The 19157-nt window shown below is 70.0% G+C and carries 13 protein-coding genes; 4 read left to right on the forward strand and 9 right to left on the reverse strand.

The window, feature by feature from the left end:
- Positions 1–21 precede the first annotated feature (21 nt).
- On the reverse strand, positions 22–1323 hold the full coding sequence (locus G6O54_RS21730) for a serine/threonine protein kinase (protein WP_165227955.1): 1302 nt from the start codon (positions 1321–1323) through the stop codon (positions 22–24).
- A 422-nt stretch (positions 1324–1745) separates the two neighbouring features.
- Between G6O54_RS21730 and G6O54_RS21735 the strand changes: the two genes are divergently transcribed.
- The gene (locus G6O54_RS21735; protein WP_165227958.1) at positions 1746–2852 is read left to right on the forward strand and encodes a 3-isopropylmalate dehydrogenase; all 1107 of its coding nucleotides are present in this window, start codon (positions 1746–1748) and stop codon (positions 2850–2852) included.
- A gap of 172 nt (positions 2853–3024) precedes the next feature.
- Complete coding sequence (locus G6O54_RS21740; RefSeq protein WP_250847020.1) at positions 3025–3972, forward strand: DUF1559 domain-containing protein; 948 nt, start codon at positions 3025–3027, stop codon at positions 3970–3972.
- Between the two features lie 41 nt (positions 3973–4013).
- Here G6O54_RS21740 and G6O54_RS21745 read toward each other — a convergent pair whose 3' ends face one another.
- The 5 genes from G6O54_RS21745 to G6O54_RS21765 form a co-directional block, all read right to left on the reverse strand.
- Positions 4014–5267, reverse strand: coding sequence for a GspE/PulE family protein (locus tag G6O54_RS21745; RefSeq protein ID WP_165227962.1), 1254 nt, complete (start codon positions 5265–5267; stop codon positions 4014–4016).
- 119 nt (positions 5268–5386) lie between these two features.
- Positions 5387–8299 carry an FG-GAP-like repeat-containing protein gene (locus G6O54_RS21750; protein WP_165227964.1) on the reverse strand — a complete coding sequence of 971 codons (2913 nt, stop codon included), beginning with the start codon at positions 8297–8299 and terminating at the stop codon, positions 5387–5389.
- Complete coding sequence (locus G6O54_RS21755; RefSeq protein ID WP_165227966.1) at positions 8296–9516, reverse strand: tetratricopeptide repeat protein; 1221 nt, start codon at positions 9514–9516, stop codon at positions 8296–8298. The genes G6O54_RS21750 and G6O54_RS21755 overlap by 4 nt, the downstream gene beginning before the upstream one ends.
- Before the next feature lie 100 nt (positions 9517–9616).
- The gene (locus G6O54_RS21760) at positions 9617–9820 is read right to left on the reverse strand and encodes a hypothetical protein (protein ID WP_165227968.1); all 204 of its coding nucleotides are present in this window, start codon (positions 9818–9820) and stop codon (positions 9617–9619) included.
- 86 nt (positions 9821–9906) lie between these two features.
- Positions 9907–11037, reverse strand: a complete 1131-nt coding sequence (locus G6O54_RS21765; protein WP_165227970.1) for a DUF1559 domain-containing protein — start codon at positions 11035–11037, stop codon at positions 9907–9909.
- Positions 11038–11484: 447 nt separating this feature from the next.
- On the opposite strand from G6O54_RS21765, the gene G6O54_RS21770 reads away from it, so the two are divergent.
- Both G6O54_RS21770 and G6O54_RS21775 read left to right on the forward strand, forming a co-directional pair.
- On the forward strand, positions 11485–12210 hold the full coding sequence (locus tag G6O54_RS21770) for a hypothetical protein (protein ID WP_165227972.1): 726 nt from the start codon (positions 11485–11487) through the stop codon (positions 12208–12210).
- Positions 12211–12226: 16 nt separating this feature from the next.
- Complete coding sequence (locus tag G6O54_RS21775; protein ID WP_165227974.1) at positions 12227–14137, forward strand: tetratricopeptide repeat protein; 1911 nt, start codon at positions 12227–12229, stop codon at positions 14135–14137.
- A 14-nt stretch (positions 14138–14151) separates the two neighbouring features.
- Here G6O54_RS21775 and G6O54_RS21780 read toward each other — a convergent pair whose 3' ends face one another.
- The 3 genes from G6O54_RS21780 to G6O54_RS21790 form a co-directional block, all read right to left on the reverse strand.
- Positions 14152–14316: a hypothetical protein gene (locus tag G6O54_RS21780; protein WP_165227928.1), complete on the reverse strand. Its 165-nt coding sequence runs from the start codon at positions 14314–14316 to the stop codon at positions 14152–14154.
- A 90-nt stretch (positions 14317–14406) separates the two neighbouring features.
- Positions 14407–17859: a PVC-type heme-binding CxxCH protein gene (locus G6O54_RS21785; RefSeq protein WP_250847021.1), complete on the reverse strand. Its 3453-nt coding sequence runs from the start codon at positions 17857–17859 to the stop codon at positions 14407–14409.
- On the reverse strand, positions 17856–19142 hold the full coding sequence (locus G6O54_RS21790) for an SGNH/GDSL hydrolase family protein (RefSeq protein WP_165227976.1): 1287 nt from the start codon (positions 19140–19142) through the stop codon (positions 17856–17858). The genes G6O54_RS21785 and G6O54_RS21790 overlap by 4 nt, the downstream gene beginning before the upstream one ends.
- Positions 19143–19157: the final 15 nt, after the last annotated feature.

Consider the following 19157-nt stretch of genomic DNA (forward strand, 5'->3'; position numbering starts at 1 on the left):
TAGGAGCGACCATCCGCTCGCTTAACGGACGGCGAGCAGGATCACGTTGGTGATCACGGACACCGCCAGCAGCATCGCGACGGTGGCGATGATCGTGTTCCGGTTGTTGACGATGCCGGCGAGCTCGATCATCTGCTCCTCGCTCGGGCCGGGCCCGACGCCTTCGAGCGCGTCGGATTCACCCTCGGCCAGGGCCTGGAGGCTCTCCGGCTTCTGGCCGGCGATCATCGGGCTCTCGCCCTGGGCAAGGCACTTCAGGTCCAGGATCAGGTCGTCGGGGTTGGCGTAGCGGTGCTCGCGATTCTTCATCAACATGGTCTCGATGACCATCCCCAGCCCGCTCGAGAGCCCGGTGTTCAGGTGGTCCGGCGGCACGAGCTGGACGCGCGGGTCCACGTGCTTGCGCATGACCTCGGAGGGGTTGTCCCCGCCGTAGGGGACCTTGCCGGTGACCATGTGGTAGAAGGTCGCGCCCAGGCTGTAGATGTCCGCCCGGATGTCGATGTCGGTCTGGCCCCGGACCTGCTCCGGGCTGATGTAGTAGGGGGTGCCGATGGCCATGCCCGCCTCGGACAGCCCCCACTTCTCGTCGTCGGTCAGCCGGGCGAGCCCCAGGTCCGCGAGCTTGACCCCGCCGTCCTTGGTGAGGATGACGTTCTCCGGCTTGATGTCCCGATGGATCAGCCCGCGCTGGCTCGCGTGCTTGAGGGCCTCGGCGACCGCGGTGACGATCCGGACGGCCTCGCGCTCCTCGAAGATCCGGTTCTTGTCGAGGAAGTCCTTGATCGTCGGCCCCTCGACGTACTCCATCACGAAATAGAAGCGGCCCCCCGCCTCGCCGGCGTCGATGGCGTTGACGATGTTATTGTGGGAGAGCTTGGCGGCGATCTTGGCCTCGCGCTCGAACCGCTTGATGAATTCCTTGTTCTGCGCCAGGGAGTCGAGCAGGACCTTGAGCGCGACCAGCCGATCGACGCTGATCTGCTTGGCCTTGTAGACGACGCCCATCGAGCCGCGGCCCAGCTTGTCCAGGATCTGGTAGCCGGGCACCTCGAGCTTCCGCGCCGGCTCTCCCTTTTCCTTGAGCAGGCGGACCATCTGGCTGCGGGTCAGGACCTTGGCGTCGACCATGACCTCGAGCAGGCTCGGGGAAGACTCCTTGTCCTTCACCGCGATCTTCGAGCGATGGGCCTTGCACGCCTGGATCTCCGCATCCGTGGCGAGCCCGCGCTGGATGATCGACTTCTCCAGGCTCGCCTCATCGACGGCCGAGAGGGCCTTGACGTCTTTCCCGCTGGTGCTGCCTTCGACAGATGTGGCCATCACGCCGTCTCCGTGCCCCACATTCACGAATCAGGACCGCGGACGGGGCGGAGCCCGTCCAGGACGAGCAACCCGATCGTTGTACCGGTTCTGTGGAGGTTTCGAGCGCTAACTGGACGTGTTCCGATTTCGCGCAGGAGCTTGCCCACGCTGCTTCTAAGTATGAGCCGTCGTCCTCGCGTGTCAACGGGTTTCTCAACGAAGCTTGTCGTGGACGACCGGCCTTTCGGCCCCTCCGGTCGGGTCGCGTCGAGGCGGCCGGGTTGCTTGTGATGGCATGCCCGGCCGGCTATCATCAGGCTCCGATCCGCCGTCCCCCATACGGGCGATGTGGCCCGCCGGTGACCGCGGATCGGGACTTATGGTGAATCCGGAAACACGAAGACGACGGAATTCGACGGCGCGTCGGCCGGGAGGGGATTTTGGTCAAGATCGGTGTCATCCCGGGCGATGGTGTCGGCCCCGAGGTCACGGCCCAGGGGCTGGCGGTGCTGGAGGCCGTGGGCAAGCTCGACGGTTTCCGCTACGAGCTCGAGAGCTTCGACCTGGGAGGCGAGCGCTACCTGGCCACCGGAGAGGTCCTCCCCGAGGCCGCGATCGGGAAGCTCCGCGGCTGCCGGGTGATCCTGCTGGGGGCGGTCGGGCACCCGGGCGTGCCGCCGGGGGTGCTCGAGAAGGGGATCCTGCTCAAGCTCCGCTTCGACTTCCAGCAGTACATCAACCTCCGACCGGTCCACCTCTACCCGGGCGTCCAGACCCCGATCCGGGACAAGGGCCCGGACGACATCGACATGCTGGTCGTCCGCGAGAACAACGAGGACCTCTACGTGGGCGCCGGCGGCTTCACCCGCAAGGGGACCCCGGAGGAGGTCGCGATCCAGACCTCCGTCAACACCCGGCCGGGCGTCGAGCGGTGCGTCCGGTTCGCCTTCGAGCAGGCGCGCAAGCGGGCCGAGGCCGGGGCCTTCCGCGGGCTCTCGAAGGCCGCCAGGGATGCCGGCCTGACGCGCCAGGTCACGCTCGTCGCCAAGACGAACGTGCTGACGTTCGCCCACGACCTCTGGATGCGGACGTTCGAGGAGGTCGGCCGCGACTACCCGGACATCCAGCGCGACTACCAGCACGTGGACGCCTGCTGCATGCGGATGGTCGTGAGCCCGGAGAAGTACGACGTCATCGTCACCACCAACATGTTCGGCGACATCATCACCGACCTGGGTGCGGTGCTCCAGGGGGGCATGGGCCTGGCCGCCTCGGGCAACCTGAACCCCGAGGGGACGGCGCCCAGCATGTTCGAGCCGGTCCACGGCTCCGCCCCGGACATCGCGGGCAAGGGGATCGCCAACCCGCTGGCCTCGATCCTCTCGGTCGCGATGATGTTCGACCATCTGAAGGTCCCGGCCGCCGCGGACCGGATCCGCCGCGCCGTCGCCAGGGTGCTCGAGCAGCCGGGCCCGCGGACGCCGGATCTCGGCGGCAAGGCCAGCACCGCCGAGGTGGGGCGTGCGGTCGTGGAGGCCCTCCACTGAGAGGCCCTCCGCTGATCGGCCGGGGCGGGACGAACGGGCCCGCCCGACGATTCCTCCATGCCTCGTTGGCATCGCCGCCGGAGTTTAGTATGCTGCACATAGGGTCGTCGTTCGAGTGCCCGTCCGGCGATCAGTTCAAATCTCCGGGCAGCCGCAGGTCAGGGGTGTGATGATGCATCGCAAACCGGTTTCGCGTCGTGGGGCGGGCTTCACGCTGATCGAGCTGCTGGTCGTCATCGCGATCATCGCGGTGCTCGTGGCCCTGCTCCTGCCGGCCGTGCAGTCCGCCCGAGAGGCCGGGCGCCGCGCCCAGTGCCAGAACAATCTCCGGCAGCTCGGACTGGCGGCCCAGCAGTATCACGACTCGTTCAGCTCGTTCCCCTCCGGCTGGTACTGCATGGTGCCGCAGTACGACCCGGCCAACGGCACGACCTTGCTGTCCGGCGACGTGAACTGCGCCACGCCATCCACGCCCTACCAGCCCAACATGTGGGGCCTGCTCCCCAGCCTCTTCGGCAAGCTCGAGGCGGGCAACCTGTACAACGAGATCAACGTCAACCTGCCCCCCAACAACATCGAGAACACGACGGCGGTCCGTCGCACGATCGACTTCCTGGTCTGCCCGTCAAACCGGCGGCCCGAGGCCCAGACCCAGGCGGGCACCACCGCCAAGACCGGCCCGTCCGACTACCGCGGCAACATGGCCGCGGGGATGGTCCTGCCGGGTTCCAACGCGAATTGCCCCACCCAGGACCCGACCAACGTCTACTGCCTCTACTACGACAACGGGATGGCCTATCAGAACTCGACCGTCACCATGGCGGACATCACCGACGGCACCACGAACACCATCCTGATGGGCGAGTCGCTCACCGGGAACTGGTCCCAGGCCACGAGCTGCTGCGTCCGCACCAACATCGACCGCACGATCAACAAGCCGATCGTGGTCGGCGGGCAGAACTACTACACGTACTGGATCAGCAAGCACCCCAGCCAGGTCAACTTCGTCAACTGCGACGGCTCCGTCCGGCTGGTCAACCAGACCATCAACAAGGTCGTCCTCAACAAGATCATGACCCGCAACGGCGGCGAGACGGTCTCGGCCGAGGAGACGCGCTGAGCCGGCCTCGGCCCGCGCCCAGAGACCACGCCCTTCCCCGCTCATGCCGGCTGCGTCGAGACCCCGAGCACCCGACGGATCTCGGCGGGCGAGGTGGCTCCGGACTCCACCGCCTCATAGGCGCGTTGCCAGCGGGTGACCATGCCCGCCTCGCGAGCGAGGCGTTCGATCTCGTGGACGTCCGCCTTGGCCAGGATGGCCGGGCCGATGGCCCCGAGCCGGGGCAAGAGGAGCTCGGCCAGGATGATCCGGCCCTGATAGCCGGTCCGGCCGCACGAGTCGCAGCCGACGGGGACATGGGCCTGGTTCACGGGCAGCCCGAGGTGCTGCTCCCGGGCGCCCGCCGGCACGGAGCAGATCGGGCAGAGCCGCCGGGCGAGGCGGAGCGAGAGCACGGCGAGGAGGCCGCTCCGGATCGCGTAGGGCTCGAGCCCCATGTCGAGGAGCCGGCCGACGACCTCGCCCGCGGATCCGGCGTGGAAGGTGGTCAGCGTCAGGTGGCCGGTCAGCGCGGCCTGGAACGCGAGCTCGGCCGTGGCCCGGTCGCGGATCTCGCCGATCGCCAGGACTTCCGGGTCCTGGCGGAGCAGCGACTTCAATCCCGTCTCGAGCGTCAACCCCGCGGTCGGATTCACCTGGGCCTGCGAGACCCCGGGGACGGCGGACTCGATCGGGTCCTCGATCGTCGCCAGGCTCCGCTCGCCCTTCGTCCGCGCGGCCAGCTCGCGAAGGCAGGCGTAGATCGTCGTCGTCTTGCCGCTCCCCGCCGGGCCGGAGAGCACCACGGCACCGGACGTCTCGTCGAGCAGGCCCGAGAGGGCCTCGCGGATCTCCCCCGGCAACCCGAGGTCCTCGAGCCGGAGGAATGAGCCGGGCGTGGCGAAGACGCGGACGACCGCGCGCTCGCCGTGGAGCGTCGGGAACGTGGAGATCCTCATCTCCACCTCGCCCGGTGCCGCGCGGATGCGACCTTCCTGGGGGACGTCGGTCCGGTACGAGAGCAGTTCGGCCAGCACCTTGAGCCGGGCCACCACATTGGGGGCGAGCTTCGCCGGCAGGATCGCGACCGGATGGAGCACGCCGTCGAGCCTCCATCGGACCTCGAGCCCGACCTGCCCCGGATGGAAATGCACGTCGCTGGCGAGGGCCTGGCTGGCGTGCGAGAGGACCAGCTCGACGGCATCGGTCGCGTATCGGGGACTCGTCGGGTCGAGCTTCCCGAGTCGTTCCGCGAGCGCCGCGGCCGCGACCGGAGATGACGCCGTCGACGAACCCGCCTTGCCCGCCGTGGTCATCCTCGCCCCCTCATCTCGGCCGAGAGCCGGCTCCGTCCGGCGACCGCGCCAGCCCGTCAATGCGTTCGCCGATCGGAGTCGGCTCCTACCTGGAGTCTTACGCGGTGAAACGGGCCGGATCAAGGCACTTCCTCCCGGGCACGAAATCCCGGCAGGGCCACGGCCCTGTCGTCCCCTTCTTCCAGGAGATACCCGGCGTCGGCCTTCAGATTCACGAATCGCGAGGACCTCCCCGACGGCCACGCGATCTCGACCGAGTCGACGACCGACGCCGTCCCCAGACCGAAATGGAGCCGCGGATCGGACGCCGAGAGGTAGCTGCCTCCGCCGGTGAGCCAGGCGGTTTGCCTTCGACCGGACACCTCGACGACGGCCCGTGCGCCGACCGGATCCCGGGCCCGGACCGATCCCCGGAGCTGAAGCGTCAGCGAGTGCCCCCCCTTCGTCCGATTGCGGGCGTACACGAGGGGCTCGTTCCGCGGCACGATCAGGACATCGAGCCGGCCGTCATTGTCGAGATCGCCGACGGCGAGCCCCCGGCCCAGGACGGGCCTGCGCCAGGGCGGGCCGGCGGCCTCGGAGGCATCGACGAGGCGGCCGCGACCGTCCCCCAGGTAGAGCCGCGCGGGCATGGCGTAGGGGACCTGCGGACGCTCGTCGTTGACGTGACCGTTGGCCGTGGCCAGGTCGAGGAGGCCGTCGTCGTCCGCATCGAGGAAGGCCGCGCCGAAGCCGAGGAAGAACCGGCTCGGTGCGGCCAGCCCGGCCGCCGCCGTCGCGTCGGCGAAGGCCCCGCCGCCGAGGTTGCGGTAGACCGTGGTGGACTCGCCGTAGAAATTGGTGACGGCCAGGTCGATCCGGCCGTCGCTGTCGTAATCGCCGCTCGCGACGCCCATGCCCGCGCGCGAGACGCCGTCGGCCGCGCACGCCGCCCCCGAGGTGAGTCCCACCTCCTCGAACCGAAGGCCGCCGAGGTTCCGGTAGAGATAATTGCGCGATTGATCGTTGGCGACATAGAGGTCGATCCGACCGTCGCCGTCGAAGTCCGCCGCGACGACGCCGAGGCCGCGGCCCTCGGACTCGAGCACCCCGGCCGGCCCGGTGACGTCGACGAAACGGCCGCCGTCGTTGCGGTAGAGGCGATCGGACTCGGCCTCGAACAGGAGGGGCAGGCACGAGACGCTCCGCCCGGGGATCCGTGCGGACGGACATCGCGGGGGATGGGCCTCATCCCATTTGAGATAGTGGCAGACGTAAAGGTCCAGGTCGCCGTCGCCGTCGAGATCCGCGAACGCCGCCGAGGTGGGGAAGCCGCGGTCGCCGTCGAGGCCGGCGGCGCGGGTGGCGTCCTCGAACGTCCCGTCGCCCCGATTGCGCAGGAGGGCATACGACCGCCAGCGAGTCACGAAGAGGTCGGGCTGACCGTCGCGATCGTAGTCCCCCCGCGCGACCCCGAAGCCGAAGCCGCCCGGCAACACCGAGATGCCGGACGCGTCCGAGACGTCCTCGAACGTGCCGTCGCCCCGATTGCGGTACAGGCGGTCGCCGCTCCGGCGGGGACCGGGATCGGGCGGGAACCGCGGGCCCCCCTGGACCAGGAAGACGTCGAGCCAGCCGTCCCCATCGAAGTCGAGCAGGGCGACGCCGCCGCCGATGATCTCGGGAATCGGGTGCAGCTCGCTCTCCGGCGCCTGGTAGCCGCCCGTCAGCCCGGCCGCGGCCGTCTCGTCGCGAAACGAGGGGCGCCGGAGATCCGATGCCGTCTCCGGGCCCCGGCCGCTCCTCTCGGGCAGCTCGGCCAGCAGCCCCGCGAAGCCGGCGGCGTCCTCGTGTCGCGGCTCCAGCTTGATGCGCTCGAGGGCCTCCCTCGCCGTCCCGTCCCCGCCGTCGAGCGACAGGGCCACGGTCCACCAGCCTCGCGCCTCGAAATACCGGCCGAGGGCCTCCGCCCTCGTGGCCAGGTCGACGACCTCCGGACGACTCGGTTTGGCGGCGACGCGGAGGATCCTCCAGCGATAGTCCTGCTTCCGGCGATCGATCTCGGCCTTTCGCCGTCGGAGCTCGGCCGCCGCGGTATCGTCGGCCCCGGCCGCGAGCGCGGCGAGCCGTTCGAGCGATGCGGTATCGGCAGGCTCGACGGCGACGACCCGATCGAGGAATCGGCGTTCGGACGCCGGGTCGCCCCTGGCCGATGCGAACGTGGCGCGGAGCCGGAGCATATCGGCGGTCGAGAGATCGCGCGGCGAGAGCCGCCTGATGGCCGAGGCGGCGTCCTCCGGGCGGTTGGCGACGAGGGCGATGGCCAGGCTGACTCGCCAGACGGCGACGTCGTCGGGATGGTCCCGCTCCGCCGTCCGCAGCGGCTCGCTCGCCTCGTCGAACCGCCCGTACGAGGCCGCCAGCCATGCCCGGATCAACCGGACGTGAGGGTCGTCGGGCGCGAATCGGGCCGACGCCTCGAGGACCGGCCCGACGTCGGATTCGTCCACGACCACGCTGTCCAGCCGCCAGTGCTCGCGGAGCAGCGCGATGCGATCGCCCTCGGGGCTGCGACCCCAGCCGGCCTCGAGGAGGTCACGGGCTTCGGCGGTGCGCCCCTCCCAGACGAAAAGCTCGGCGAGCGCCCAGCGAGCCTCGGAGGCGATTGTGGCGGGACCGCCGAGCGCGGACGCGAGGACGGTTTCCGCCTCGGAGACCCGCCCGAAGCCTCGGATCAGGAGTTTGCCTCGCCGCACGGCCGCCTGCAGTCCGAATCCCGAGCCCGGCGAGACCGAGGCGAAGGCCCTCTCGGCCGCCTCGGGCCGGCCGAGCGACTCCTCCGCGGATCCCAGGCGGAAGAGCGTCTCGTCGTCGTGAGGTCGAAGATCCGCGAGCCTCGCGAGGATCTCGCGAGCCGCGGCGGCGTCCGTCAGGGAGGCCGCGCGGGCCCGCTCGCTTCGGAACCGCCAGGCCGCGAGCGGTCGGTAAGCCAGGTAGGCCAGGGCCGGCGCGAGGAGAAGGACGGCGAGGAGCCGAGCACCCCTGCGGCTCACTTCGCCCCCTCTCCATCCTTCGGGGGCCTCGCCTCCGCGAGTCGAAGTCCGAGGCGATGAAACCCCTGCTGGGCCTCGGCGTCGACCGGGTCTCGAGAGAGGGCGAGCTTGTACCAGGCCCGGGCCTCGAAGAGCCGGCCGGCGGCCTCGCAGGCGGCGGCCAGTTGGTCGGGCAAGGCCCGGTCCTTCTCGCCTTCGTCCGTCGAGGCCCGCGTGATGAGGGGGGTAATCGCGTCGTGAAGTCGGACCGCCTCGAGATAAGGCGCCGCGGCCTCGAGCTGGCCGGCGAGCCGCAGCGCGTTGGCGAGCCCTGAGTTGAGGGAGCGATCCGCCGGCTCGGCGGCCTGGGCGATCCGGAAGAACCGGACGGCCGTGGGGCCATCCCCACGCTTGAGGGCGAGGTTGCCGCGGAGCTTGGCCAGCCTCGGGTCGTCCTGGGGGGAGTCCGCCAGGAATCGATCGAGCGCGTCCAGCTCCCCGCGGTCGAGCAGGAGCCAGCCGCGGAGGGCCAGGGCCTCGGGGTCGGTCGCCGGGAGGGGCTCGATGACCTTCTCCGCCTCATCAAGCCGGTGCATCCGGCGGAGGCCCTCGACGAGCGCGATCCGCGATCGCCGGTCGTCGGGATCGGCCTCGATGAACCGGGACAGCTCATCGCAATCGCGCTCGGGACTCCAGACGACGTTGCGGGTCTTGCCCCAGTGGTCCAGGTAGGCGAACTCCAGCGAGTCCCGCTCGGAGAGCTCGTGTAACTGGCGATCGAGATCGGCTTGCCGATGCTGGACGCTGTAGATGTAGACCAGCTCGCGACGCGCCTTCACGGCGTCCGGCTGGATCGCCAGGCAGGCCAGGTATTGCGCCTCGGCGGCGCCGACGCGTCCGCGTTGCATCTCGAGCCGCCCGGCGACCATCCGGGCCACGGGCGCGACGGGATCGTCGGCGGGGATGCGTGCCAGCTCGTCGAGCGCATCGATCGGACGAGAAAGGGCCTCGTCGATCTGGGCGTGGAGCAGGCGGTCGAAGCCGGTGGGAGGGCGTCTGGCCGCGAGCCGTTCGATGGCCGCGGCGGCCCGTTCGGGATGGCCGGCGGCGAGCTCGGTCCGGGCGCGATCGAAGAGCCGGTCGGGCGACTCTCCGCCACCTCGCCAGGCGATGGAAGCACCTACGGCCGCGAGCAGCAACCCGACGATCCAGAAGCGACGGCGCGAAGCGAGGGGCATGTTCGATCGATCAAGCATCAGGCGGTACGGGAGACCTCGATGCCCCGGCGATTCGGACGCCGGGACATCGAGCATGGCAGAGAGCGGGCGCGAAGCGGCCTCAGTTAGCCGGCTTCGTCGTCGCCGCCTTGTTGATGTAGTTCTTCGATTTCACGTTCTTGATCATCATCTTGCTCATGTCGTCGAACTGCTTGGTGTCGGTCGGCTTGAACTCGACCTCGGTCGGCTCGCCGCCGCAGCCGGCTGCGAGGATGCCGATCGGGACCAACGCGGCCGCCGCGATGAGAGAACGAAGGCTCCGCACGGGAACTCCTTGGGTAGGACGGATCGGGAAGGAGACGTCGGGCGCGGACCGATCCGGGCCCGACGCGGCGAATCGTCGCGTCGCGGTCAGTACGCGTCGGAGCTGATCACCTCGCCCATGTTGCGGGTGCCGAGGGCCCACCAGGTCGGGATGGCGATCGTGTCCTTGATGAATTTCACGGACCCGTCCGCGAACACGATGTTGACCCCGCCGGGGTGGTTGCTGCTGGGCGGGAAGGCGTCCTGGAGTGCGCCGTAACCTCCCGTGTTGCCGTCATTGGTGTTGTAGCAGCCCGCGCTGTTGGGAGGCATGAAGTGATTGTACGCATCCCAGAGCATGCATGAGCCCGGATTGCCCGCCAGCCAGATATTGCCGTTGGGCGGCACCAGTGTCCCGTATCCCGGGGTGTTGCCCGGCAGCCCCTTGCACTGGGTGACCAGCGCGGTGGCGCTGGCGATGCCGGCGGCGCCACCCTGATCCGGCGGGGCGTTGATGGTCGTCGGGAAGAGGTAGGTGCTCTTCCGCTTGGTGCTCCCGATCGTCACCTGGTTGGCCGGCAGTCCCGACCCGATCAGGGATTCGCTGATCAGGGCCGTGTTCGAGGTCCCGTCGATGATCGACGCCAGGTCCACGGGGCGGCCGGAATTGAAGTTGACGTAGACGCCCGCGTAGCCGTTCTCGTCGTCCTTGAGGGCGACGAACGTCCCGTTCCACGCCGAGATCATCGCCGGGCCGCCGACGTTCGCCATGTAGTTCTTGCGCGTCCCCGGCCCCTGGGCCGTCTGCTTCATGTTCTCCGACGGGCAGAGCAGCGAGGCCACCTGGGCCCGGAGGACGGTCGTGTTCTGCATGTCGCTGCCGTTGAATCCGGAGCTGACATTGAAGTTCAGCGCGTTGTACAGGGCCTGCTGCTCGATCTGGGGGAGGATCGACGCCGTCCAGTCGAGCGGCCAGGGATCCCAGTACGGCTGGCCGAGTCCAGCCGCGGCCCAGACGGACTTGCCGCCGTTCTGGACCTGCGGCGGCAGGGTCTCGTTGGTCGAGATGTAATTGTGCATGGCCAGGCCCAGTTGCTTCAGGTTGTTGACGCACTGCGCCCGACGGGCGGCCTCGCGCGCCGACTGCACCGCCGGCAGCAGCAGCGCGATCAATACGGCGATGATCGCGATCACCACCAGGAGCTCGATCAGCGTGAATCCTCGACGCCTCGCGGTCATGGACGACCTCCGGAACAGGACAGGAACCTGATGACGGGGAAAAACGAGATCATGCACATGCGACAAGATAGGAAAATCTGACGACCCGTCGGCGCAATCCCGGGGATCCCGGCCCTCGACTGCGGCGCGAGCCCACGGCAGGCGCGGAGGATCCCCCGGCGAGCATGGACTGGCCACCGACGAGGCTGTGCCCGGATTCCCGAATTCACTCGGACAGGTTCGATGGCACGCGGATGACCCTGAACGCCGCGTGCCCGATCGCATGTCATACTATCGGACAAAGGTGATAAGACCCCGGCATACTATTTACAAGCAGATTCAAGATCAAGCAGTTTTCGGATTTTCTTCTCGCCGGCCGCGAATGGGTCCTGTAGAAGGGATCTCGCCGTGCCGACGCCGAATCCGGGCGCCCCTCCCAACCCCGCAGCAAGGCAAGACATCAAAGTCATGAACACGCCTGATATCAATGAGAAACGACCGATGAAGCTCGCGGCGGCGGGGGGGGCGGCCGCCGCCCTCTCGCTCCTCGCCGCGGCCCTGGCCTGGGCCGCGGGGGAGTCGGGCCGCCTCGACTTCGCGCCGGCTACGGCCAAGGTCAACGTCATGGGGACGGTCGGCGACAGCACCACCTCGGAGACCCGCGCCGCGGCCCAGGTCCGGAGCACGGCCGTCGTGTATGCGATCTTCGGCGGCCTGCTCGGGCTCGGGATCGGCGCGGCGGTGGCGCTCGTGGGGCTGGTGGGGCGCGGAGGCCGCGCGGGTTACCTGCCGATGCTCGCCGGCCTGGTCGCCGGGGTCGTCGCGGGCGCGGCGGGCCCCATCGTCGTGCTGCCGCTCTATTCGCGCCTGGTCCTCGATCGGGCGGGAGAGTTCCTCCCCTCGATGGCCACGCACGCCGCCCTCTGGCTGGGCTTCGGGGTCACGGCCGGCCTGGCCTGGGGGCTGGGGGTCGGAGATCGGCGCGGACTCGTCCGGTCGGTGCTGATGAGCGTGCTCTGCGTCGCGCTGGGCGCGGTGATCTATGAGGTCCTCAGCGCGATCGCGATGCCGACGTCCGTGACGACCGACCCGGTCCCCGCGGAGGCTCCCGCCCGGCTGATGGCGCTCGCCTGCGCGGCCCTCTCGGCTTGCCTCGGGGCCGTCTTCTCCGGCGCCGGCCGGGCCGCGACCTGAACGGAGGCGGCCCACGGTGGTTCGGAAAGCAGGCCTTCGCGCGGTCTCACTCGCCCTGGTCGTCCTCGCGATGTTGGTCGGGACGTGGATCTCCTGGAAGGCTCGGCCCGCCCGCTGGCGCGGGCCGCGGGTCGGCCCCATCGTGGCCCGCCCAACCGCCGGGAGCTCGTCCTCGCCCTGGCTCAACGCGCGGCCCGGCGTCGCCTATGTCGGCGACGCCGCCTGCGCGCGATGCCATGGGGAGATCGCCGCCTCTTACAGGGCCCATCCCATGGGCCGATCGATCGCGCCCGCGGATGAATTCCCGGGCCTCGGGGCGATCCCTCGTTCGGGGGCGACCTTCGAGGCCGCCGGTTCGCATTTCCGGGTCGAGCGGTCCGGCTCGACGATGACCCACGTCGAGGAGCGTCGCGACGGCCAGGGCGGCCGTCCGGTCGCGTGCTCGGCCGAGGTCGCGTACGCCATCGGCTCCGGGGCACGGGCGACGTCCTTCCTCATCGAGCGGGACAATCGGATCTTCGAATCGCCCATCACGTGGTATGCGCGTGACGAGCGGTGGGGGCTCTCGCCGGGGTACGGCCGGATCAACTCCCACTTCGATCGGCCCGTGGTCCCCCAGTGTCTCTTCTGCCACGCCGACAACGTGCAGCCGATCTCCGAAACCGTCAACGCCTACGAGCCTCCCCTGCTCCGGGGCTCGTCGTCGATCGGTTGCGAGCGCTGCCACGGGCCCGGCGCGCTCCACGTCGGGTCGCCGGGCTCGGCCGGGGATATTGACCGGACCATCGTCAACCCGGGGCACCTCGAGATCCCCCTCCGCGAGGACGTCTGCGCCCAGTGCCACCTCCTTGGCGACCAGCGCGTCGAGACCTCTCGTCATGACGTCTTCGACTACCGGCCGGGGCTGCCGCTCTCGGATTACGTCGTCGTCTTCGACCGTCAGCGCGAGGGGAGCAAGCGATTCGGCGGCCACTTCGAACAGATGCGATCCAGCCGCTGCTACCTCGCGAGCGATGGACGACTCGGCTGCGTCTCGTGCCACGATCCTCACGCCACCCCGGCCGCCGCGGCGCGGTCGGCCTTCTTCCGGGGGCGGTGCCTCGCGTGTCACGACTCCAGGCCGTGCAGCCTGGCTGAGCCCGAACGGCGATCCCGGAGCCCTCAGGACGACTGCACGGCCTGCCACATGCCCCAGTTCCCGAGCACCGAGATCGCACACACCGCCACGACCGACCACCGGATCCTGCGCAAGCCCGATCTCGACGAGAAACCGGTGCCCCCCGCCCCCTCGGGCCGGCCACTTCGGGCCGTCCAGCTCGCGAACGAGCCCGCGCCGCGCCGCGAGTTCGCGATCGCCCAGGCGATCGAGGCGATGATGGCCCCGGACCAGGCCGACCGCGCGCGATTCGGCGCCGAGGTGCAGTCCGCGCTCGAGCCCGTGATCGCCGACGACGCCGACGACCTGCCCGCTCGCCTCGCGCTCGCTCGCTCCCTTCGTCTCCAGAATCGCAACGTCGAGGCCCTGGCCGCCTACGATGAACTGCTCCGCAGGTCGCCCGGGGCCGAGACCGCCCTCGATGAGGCGAGCTCGATCGCGCTCGACCTCGGGGACCGCGCGGCCGCCTCACGCCTCACGAAACAGGCGGTGCGGAAGAACCCCTGGTCCCCTGCCCTCCTCGAACGTCGGGCCCGGTTCCTCGCGGTCGATGGCCGCATCGCCGAGTCCGCCGGGGCCGCGTCGGCCGCCCTCGGGCTCAATCCGTTCCTCCCCCTGGCGCGGACCATCCGCATTCGCGATTCGCTCGAGCGCAGGGACTCCAGCCAGGCGAGGAGCGACCTCGACGCCCTGATCGCGATCAACCCCGCCAGCCGCCCGGTCCTGGAACGATGGTTCGCCGATCAGGAACGGCAGGTCCGCCCGCGATAACGAAGCAACCCCGATCAGCCCCGTCCCCCCTCGCAGCACGTCTCGCATATCGTCCGGCAGCGCGAGCAGATCAGCTTCCCCTTGCGCTCCTCGAGCTTGCCGCCGCAGACCGGGCACGCGGGGCGGCACGGCTCCGAGGGATTTGGAGGACGGTCCGGCTTGTGATCGTGGTCAGCCATGATGAACGGATCCGCCTGGTACGAGCACCGCGGGTCGACCGCATACAAGTGTATCATGGGGTCGGTCGAGGCTGACCTGCGAATCAGGGTTCATTTCCCGAGGAGCACCTGAGCCTTCGCCGCCGAGCCCGGCTGATCCTCGAGCGTGACGCGGAACGGGGCGGCCGAATCCCCGAGGCTGAGGGCCAGCCAGAGCGTGTGCGTCCCCGCCGAAAGGTCGGCCCGGATCGCTGCATCCCGGATGTCGACGCGGCGGTCGTCGATCCAGGCGGTCGACACCGGCCCGGACACGGCGATCCGCACGGGTCCGGGATCGATGACCTGGAGCTGGGTCCGCACCAGGCCGAGCTTCGCGGTCCCCCCGGCGGACTTCACGGCCGGGACGTCCGCCGACGGCAGGGAGCCGCCGACCGTCGTGTAGAGCGACGACCAGCCTTCCTGGATCGGCTTGCGGACCAGGGCCTCGGCGCCTTCCCGCGCAACGATCGAGGCGGCCTCGGCGCCCACCGTGGGGGTCTGCCAGCGGCGGAAGATCCGGTCCTTGCTCACGGAATAGGGGCCGATCTTGCCGAGCTCGGAAAGGAACCGGACCAGGTCCGCGAGCTCGCCGCGCGTGAGCGAGTCGGTCAAACCCGTCGGCATCAGGGATCCCCCGGGCTTCTGCTCCTCGATCTGGTTGAGCGGGATGGCGACCTCGCGGTCCTCGGCGTCGCGGAGGACGAGCTCGGTGTCGGTCTGACGGACGCGGATGCCCGTGATCAGGCGGCCGTCGTCGGTGGCGACGACCGTGGCGTGGAAGTTCTCCTTGACCGCCTTGCCGGGCTCGAGGATGGAGTCGACCAGGTAATCCGGCTGGGCACTCGCACCGATGCTCTCGAGGCCCGGCCCGACCTGCCCCCCGGCACCGGCGATCGAGTGGCATTTCAGGCAGGTCATCTCCTTGCTCCGGAAGATCCGCTCCCCCCGCGCGGGATCGCCCGAGTTCGCGACCTCGGCCAGGAAGGCGGCCATCCCGGGGGCGTCGATCCGGCGCGTGCCGGCCTCGAGCTTACCGGCCTTCGCGACCGCCGCGACGAGGTCCTCGACGGGCCGGCCCGTCGCCCGGGCGGCTCGCACGCACAGCCGCGCCACGTCGGGCGCGAGGGCCTTACCCGCCAGGGCCTTCGCCAGCAGGTCCGGACCGTCCTTCCGTTCCAGGACGCGATCCAGGACGGACACCGCGACCGCGCCCTGATCGTCGGCCAGGCCGGAGAGCCAGCCCGCGGCGCGCGAGACCGCCGCGCCGTCGTGGGCGGCCAGCGAGCCCAGCGCCAGGGCCTGCCCGGCCCGATCGGCGGACTTCGAGGCGATCTCGTCGACCACCGTGCGCGCCTCGGACGTCCCGATCGCGATCAGACTTTCGATCGCCTCGGCCCGGACCTCGGCGGGCGTGGAGGGGTCGCGGGCGAGCTCGACCAGCCTCGGCACGGCGGACTTCACCTTCCAGAGTCCGGCCGCCCGCACGGCCGCGACGCGGAGGGGGACCTCGGGGGCGTCGATCAGCCGGCCGAGCCTTCCCAGGTCGCCCGAGGGCACGACCTTCCGGTCCCGCGTCGCCCGCGTCAGCGCACCGAGCAGGGTCGCCCGGCGCGAGGCGTCGAGCTTGGGCTGATTCTCGGCCAGGTCCAGCACCAGGGCGAGCTCCGGGGGGCCTCCCAGCGAGGCGATGAGCGTCTCGACGCTCTCATCCTGGTCGGCTGGCACGCGGCCCTCGCGGAAGAGCCTCAACAGCGGCTTGAGCACGTCCGTGGAGCCCGCCGCCCTGAGGGCGAACACGAGCCGGCGGGCATTCCCCTCGAAGGTCCCCTCACCGGCCTCCACCGCCGGTAGCCAGTCGCCGCGGAGCTGCCGGGCGGTCAGCCAGAGGGCGTAATCCAGGAAGACATCCGTGGGCCTGTCGAGCGCCCGCAGCGCGACCTCGGCCGACCGCCGCGACGGCAGCATGACGAGGGCTCGGACCGCTTCCAGTCGGACCCGGGGATTCTCGTCCTCGACCCGCCGGGCCAGGAGGTCGGGGGCATCGGGGAAGCGATCGTGCCGCAGGCTGAGCATCCGGACGGCGGCGGCCCGCGCCCGGGCGTCGGGGGACTCGATCACGGCCCGCAACAGGTCGGGGTCGATGGCGTCGATCGCCTGGTAGGTCCAGAGGGCTTCCAGACGGAGCAGCTCGAATTCCGGTGCCTTCGGGTCGAGCCGCTTCACCCAGGCCTCCAGCGCCGGGGCGACCATCGCCGCGCCTCGCTCCTTGAGGACGCGACGGGCCTGGTGGCGGGTCCAGCCCTCCGGGGCCTTGAGGGCATCGAGCAATTCCGCCACGGCGGCGGCGACGAGCTTCGGCCGGGGGACGAGCGGGCGGCCCTTGGCGGTGACCCGCCAGATACGGCCGCGGGTGTGATCCCGGCGGTCGTCCCGGAAATCGACCTCGCCGTGCTGGATGATCGGGTTGTACCAGTCGGCGATGTAGATCGCGCCATCGGGGCCCATCTTCACGTCGATCGGCCGGAAGGCGACGTGGCGGGTCTTGATGAGCTCCGACTGCTCGCGGGCCGCGAACCCGGCGCCGGCGTCGCTGACGACGAACCGGCAGACGCGGTTGCCGCGGAAGTCGTTGGTGACGAGGCTCCCCTGGTAGTCGTCCGGCAGGTGGCGGCCGCCGACGATCTCGAGCCCGCAGTACTTCGGGCTCCCCGGGTTGAGCCCCCGGAGGATCCGGACCGCGTCCGGGGCCGTCGTGTAATACGCCCCGGGGAGGCAGTAATTGATGCCCTCTCCCCCTGCGCCGTCGGTCGCGAACGACTGGCCCCAGCGGTCGACGTGATGGCCCCAGGGGTTGACCAGGCCGCGGATGAAGACGTCGAGCTCCATCGTCTCGGGCCGGAATCGCCAGATCCCGCCGCCCCCCAGCCGGCGGACGCCGTGCGGGGTCTCGATGTGGCTGTGGATGTAAATCGACTGGTTGAAGTAGAGCATGCCGTCCATACCCCATCGCAGGGTGTGGACGATGTGGTGCGTGTCCTCCGTGCCGAAGCCGGAGAGCATCACCCGGGTCTGATCGGCCTTGCCGTCGCCGTTGGTGTCCTTGAGGTGGAGCAGCTCCGTGCTGTTCCCCACGTAGCAGCCGCCGTCGCCGGGCTCCACGCCGGTCGGGATCAGCAGGCCGTCGGCGAAGACCGTGGTCTTCTCGGCCCGGCCGTCGCCATCGGCGTCTTCCAGGACCAGGATCTTGTCGTTGGCCTTCTGGCCCGGCTGGATCTGGGGGTAGACCTCGGAGCTGGCGATCCAGAGCCGGCCCGCGGGGTCGAAGTTCATCTGGATCGGCTTCGAGATGAGGGGGTCCGCGGCGTAGAGATTCACCTCGAATCCGTCGGCCACGATGAAGGACTTCCGCTCGATCTCCGGGTCGGGATCGGGGATCGCGAACGGGGCGCGCTGGGCCTTCGAGGCGGCCGGGGCCAGGAGGACGATCATCGCGACCAGCGCGGGTCGAATCGGGTTGATCTTCATCGGGCAACCTCCCCCTCGCGGACGATCTCGTAGACGTGGCTCACCGGCTTCTTCAGCTCGGCGATCTCCTTCTCCTTCGCCGCGACGAGCGGATCGAATCGCGGGATCTCGACGGCGTTGTTCCCCTGCTCGTGCTTGCGAAAGCCGAACAGGTAGGTCTGGTTCTGGGGCCGCCAGCGGTGGAAGAAGAGCTCGTTCTTGGCGTTGATCGTCTCTCGGAGCTTCTCGACGCGTTCGAAGTCGGCCGCGCGATCGAGCCGGATCCCCTTCGCCAGCGCCTTGGGGTCGCCGCGGAACGCCACCTTGCCGTCGATCCGGAGGAGATAAGTCCCGGCCGGCAACTCCTCGACGCGGAAGTTGGGCGAGCGGTCCCTCGCGAAGTGCGGGCCGTCCGGAATCTCGACCGGGGGCGAAGGGATCGGGAGATACCGGTCGCGTAGGACGAGCCGGTAACCGCCCGGTACTTCCTTCCGCTCCAGCACCTCGACGTTGAACCGCCTGCGGGGCTGGCCGTCGGGTCCGAGGGCGAGGTCCCAGCCGAAGCCGGCCCGGCGAAAGAGGCCCAGCCGCTGGGCGACCAGCATGCCGAACTCGCGATAGCTCGCGGGCGTCAGGTGAATGCCGTCGTCGGTGTAGTGCCAGGCCGGGTCGCTCGGCCTGAAGCTGTCGAGCTGAGAAACGTAGAGGCTGTCCGCCCGCGCCTCGGCGAGTCTCCTGATGACGTCCGAGTAGCGGACGAGGTCCCGATTGTGGGGGGCCGGATCGGGGAGCGGGGGGCCGAGTCGCTCGTGGGGGATCGGCGAGAGGAGCAGCAACCGGCCCGGCGCCGGCGCGATCGCCCCGAGGAGCCGGTTGAATCCGGCCTCGAAGCGGCTCAGCCCCGCCTCGCCGTCGAACGAGTCGGCCATGCCGTAGCCGACGATCAGGACCGTCGGCTTCGCGGCCTTCACCTGCTCGACGAGCGCCTTGAAGCCTGCCTCCGGGGGATCGAACCCGGCCCGCGACAGGCCGGCCACCGTGTCACCGCTCCAGCCGAGGTTGCGGAACGTCAGGTTCAGCTCGGGATTCAGGAGCGTCAGGCAGGTCTCGAGGTAGCCGTAACGCTGGTCGCGCTCGACGAGCGTGTCGCCGACGAGGACGATGCGATCGCCGTCCCGGAGGGGCCAGGGCTCCGGCTCGGAGAAGCCCTGGACGCAGGGAGTCATTCGCCAGAGGGCCAGGGCGAGAACGAGCCAGGCTCCGCCCCTACGAGCGCGAGTCGAGTCAAATCGCGATGTCGACAAGGTCGATCTCCGGGG

This window comes from Aquisphaera insulae (assembly GCF_011064615.1).
Lineage (GTDB): Bacteria > Planctomycetota > Planctomycetia > Isosphaerales > Isosphaeraceae > Aquisphaera > Aquisphaera insulae.